Origin of the sequence: Williamwhitmania sp. (assembly GCA_035529935.1) — a bacterium.
Classification (GTDB): Bacteria; Bacteroidota; Bacteroidia; order Bacteroidales; family Williamwhitmaniaceae; genus Williamwhitmania.
Genome location: DATKVT010000116.1, coordinates 1 through 3527 on the forward strand (window position 1 = coordinate 1; position 3527 = coordinate 3527).

The 3527-nt window shown below is 47.6% G+C and carries 2 protein-coding genes; both read right to left on the reverse strand.

What is annotated here, in order from left to right; all coding sequences use genetic code 11:
* Positions 1–619: 619 nt before the first annotated feature.
* Entirely contained in the window at positions 620–2860 is a 2241-nt protein-coding gene (locus tag VMW01_08890; GenBank protein HUW06366.1) for a hypothetical protein, read from the reverse strand.
* Between the two features lie 119 nt (positions 2861–2979).
* The coding region (locus VMW01_08895) for a SpoIIE family protein phosphatase (GenBank protein HUW06367.1) at positions 2980–3527 on the reverse strand (548 nt) is incomplete at its 5' end.

The window sequence follows — 3527 nt, forward strand, 5'->3', positions numbered from 1 at the left end:
AAGAGTGGATGGTATGTAACTACTTAGTACCAAACGAGCCTTTAAAATTGTTTTAAACGACATTTAAAGGCTACATTTGTGTGTAGAAAAATTGTGCACAATTCATTTTAGATTTGCGCACAATTTGTTTTGGCGATTATACATGCTGCAATGCAGAGAAAAATTTAAATGCACCAACCCAGCCATTCATAACCAGAAAAATATAATTCCAATGATGAGCATCAATAGCTCCAACCAGATGAGGTTGGGCGTACCGTAGGGCTACGTTTCCTTCAACCGGATGAGGTTGGGCGTACCGTAGGGCTACGTTTCCTTCAACCGGATGGGGTTGGACGTACCGTAGGGCTACGTTTTCTTCAACCGGATGGGGTTGGACGTACCGTAGGGTTACGATTGCTCCAACCGGGTGGGGTTAGACGTACCGTAGGGCTACGTTTCCTTCAACCGGATGGGGTTGGGCGTACCGTAGGGCTACGTTTTCTTCAACCGGATGGGGTTGGACGTACCGTAGGGCTATGGCGCTTTGGCAAAAAGATTGGGGTTTCAATTAAACATCATAGCCCACGGTTTAAACCGTGGGCTATGAACTGGTATTAAATCAGAAAGAATTCTCCTCGCCCTACTCCTTCACCAACCTCACATAGTCGAGCATGGCAGTATTGATATCACCATTCATGTTTTCGTTGTAAGGCAGGTAGGTGATTTTAAGCGTATGCTTACCCGGCATAAGATTTAGCACCAGGTTGTTGCTCCAACCCCAGTCGCTCCACTGGTTATCCTCAATAACCGGCATTACGACCACTCCAGCAACGTCGCCATCCACCAGAAGGGTGCGAATGGCGCAGGTGTTGAAGCAGCACATCCGGGCAGTTCCGTTGGAGTAGCGCGCGCTAAAGATGTATTTTCCGTCGGTATCCACCGAGAATGGAATCTCCACCGACAAGTTCTTCAGAAGGCTAAGCTCCACGAATCCTTTCCCCGAGAAGTTTTTGTAAGGCAAACTTGAACGGGGGGCAAAGCTTTCAGCCTCCAAAACAATCGGCTTGGATGCATAAATGGGTAGTGGCTCGCTCAAAAACGATTCTCCATCTTTAGCAATGGCTTTCACCTGATACTCCGCATAGCTGTTGGATGAAACAAACGAATATACAGTATCGGTTGTTTTTCCAACCGGAATGCCATTTTTTACAATTTGGTAAAAATCGGCTCCTGCACTCTTATTCCAACTCAGCTTATTTCCTTCCACCGACACGTTTGGAGTTGCCGGGGAGAAGAGCACATCAACAAGGTTTATTTTCGACTCAGGAAGTGGCTTGCTACGGAGTTCAATATCAATGCGATTTTCGCCTGTTAGGTTTCCTGCAACAAAGGCAGAATCTTGCTTAGCTCCATTTATTTTGAACGACTTAACTACATTTCCATAGCCCGATAGGGTGATATTGAGAATAGCATTTCGATAATGAAATCCCTTAATCTTAATGGTTCCTGCATAAGCCTTTGGCACGAATGGCTTAAACGAAATGCCTTCTGGTTTAAAGTTCATACCCAGCAGAACCCGGTAAATCATGGCAATATCTCCGGTTACGCTCCAAAGCTGCCTGTCGGAGTTAATCACGGTGCCCTCTTCCCTTCCCGTTTGGGCCACCATATTCTCCTTGTTGGTTAGGAACATGGCCGCCTCACGGTAAATGGATGCCAAACCGTAAGTTACTGCAGCCTCGTTCCCAGTTTTGGCAGCAGCCCAGTTCCAGTAACTCTGCACAAATGGCCAAATGCTATTGTTGTGGTATGGAGTGATGTCCGGTATTTCGGGATAGATGGTGGGAACGCCGTAGGGTGTTACTGGCATGTGTTCCATTAAAGTGGCACTCTTCTGCTTGCCGGCAACGCCAAAAATAACTGCAAGGGCCTCACCCAGCGCCTCCGACTTGGGAGAAACTGACATGTATGTTCGTCCATACATGTATTGCGCATAGTAGCCCTTCTCGGACTGCCACAACTCCTTGTTGATACCTGCCTTGAGCGCCTCCGCCTTCTGCTCGTATTCCCCTTGCTTTCCCTCCTCAATGGCCTCCATCTTGTTGAGAATATGCATCACCTGGCTATGAACCACAGAGGTACCCAAACACTCGGAACGGTATATATCCACCGGCATCATCCAAAGGGGGTAAGTTTGCTCACGCCAATCGAGGAACGACGACTCGCCCAAGGCTAAGCTACCTGGGTAGTATATGGTTTTAAGATCGGCTTCCACCGATTTCTTTACGATAGGATAGATGGTGTCGAGCCAGGCCTTATCGTCGGTAACCTTGTACACCTCCCACGCGGCCAGAGCCCAAGTCATTCTATCGGTGGAAACGGGCCACGATCCACCTGAGCCAGTGTCCTGAATAATCTTCCCGTTTTTCACCTTTTTCATAAGGCAACGTCTTGCCACAGGTGGGTCGATGTAAGCCAATGAAAGCACAATGCTATAGCTCATATCGCGAGTCCATACACCTTCCCAACTTTTGCCGGTGTTGAGATAGCCATCGGCCGTTCTATTCTTTTCCAACTCCTCCAACGAGAGGTTGTAAAGCGCATTTACTAACGGGAAGTTGGTCTCTACTGAAGGATACGCTTTGATATCGGCAGTGAGCTTCCACGTCCGCAGACTGTCGCTTTTGGCCCCAGCCGGAGCATAGTTCGACTGAATTTCGGTGGATGAAAGGGCGACGGCCTTGTAATTTCCCCAAACAACAGAGTCGGCATAAACCGTAAAGTTTGGGCTGGAATAAAGCGCTTGACGCCTGCTTGAGCCGCAGGCCGAAAGCAACACGGCAGCAATGAGCGCTAACGATGTAAATCTAATCTTCTGCATTTTTCCCTAAATGTTTTATTCTGAAAATACTGTTGAAAAAGTCCTACTAATGGCAATACCAAAGATAGCGCAACCTTTGGAGAAACGAAAAAGAGAGATTCCGTAAATGAAGAAAACTTCTACACAATTCTAACCCCCACCACCAGCACGTCGTCCACTTGGTCGTAATAACCTTGCCACTCGTTAAAGGCAGCCTCGAGGGCTTCTCCCTGCTCATCCATTGTGAGCGCATAATTTTTGGCAAGCAACTCCCTGAAGTTTTTTGCCTTAAACTTGCGCCCCTCTGGTCCGCCAAATTGGTCGGCAAATCCATCGGAGAACAGGTAGAATGCTGTAATCCCATCCAGCGGGATGATATTGTTAGTAAACGAATCCTTCTCTCCAGGGTGGATACCTACCGGCATTTTATCACCCTTAATCTCCTCAAGTGTGCCATTCCTAATAATGTAGACCGGATTGTAGGCTCCTGCAAACTCCAGCTGGTTGCTCTCGCGGTCTATTACGCAGAGGGCAATATCCATCCCATCCTTCGATTCGCTTTCGCTCCCCTCTTGGGAGAGAGTATACTTAATAAAGGTTCGCAGCTGATTGAGAATTGTTGCTGGATGCAGATCGCCAACCGTATTTACAATCTCGCTAAGGAATGAAAGACCAAGCATGCTCATAA

Coding starts and splice junctions, on each gene's coding strand:
- VMW01_08890 (HUW06366.1), bottom strand. CDS start 2,860: ATGCAGAAGATTAGATTTACATCGTTAGCGCTCATTGCTGCCGTGTTG.